1 pseudogene is annotated in these 632 nt (G+C 76.1%); it reads right to left on the bottom strand.

Annotated features, from left to right (window positions below):
- Positions 1-632: pseudogene (locus tag D180_RS16005) on the bottom strand (adenylate cyclase); the annotation flags it as partial.

Here is a 632-nt window from a genome sequence, read left to right as displayed (position 1 = left end):
GGCGGGCCGACCGTGGCGATGGTCGGGAACGCCACGCCGAACGCCTGCTCCAGCGCCGCCGCCACGCCGGCCGGATCGTGCTCGGTGCCGTCCAGGCGCACCAGGTGGTGCGGATACAGATCCTGTTCGTGCAGGTCGGCGACCTGCGCCAACACCGCCGCCAGCCATTGCGCGCCGGTCTCCGGCGAGGCCAGGGCCAGCGGCGCCGGGGCACCGTTGGCCAGCCAGTCCAGCAGCATGTCGCGCGGGTCGCGCAGCACCACCAGCAGCCGCCCTTCCGGCAGGTGCGGGCGCAGCGCGCGCAGCAGCGCGTTGTCCCACCACAGCAGCCAGTCGACGACGTTGCCGTCGCCGACGCCGCGCGCCGGCAATTGCGCGCGCCACTCCGCGACCAGCGCCGCGCCGTCCAGGGCGCCGCTGTCCAGTTCCTCGACGCTGCGGAAGCGCTGCAGGCCGTCGGTCGGCGGCTGCGGGCCGAAGCGGTCGCCGCGCAGCACCAGGCTGGCCGCATCGATCACCGCGATCACCCGCTCCACGCCGCTGCCCGGCGGACCCCAGACGAACAGCGGGCGGGCCTGGTTCTGCGGATCGACCGCGCCCAGCGGCGGCCACTGCGCCGGGGGCTGGCCCAG

Source organism: Xanthomonas sp. SHU 166 (assembly GCF_000364685.1).
Classification (GTDB): domain Bacteria; phylum Pseudomonadota; class Gammaproteobacteria; order Xanthomonadales; family Xanthomonadaceae; genus Xanthomonas_A; species Xanthomonas_A sontii.
This window is presented reverse-complemented; position numbering and strand designations above follow the sequence as displayed.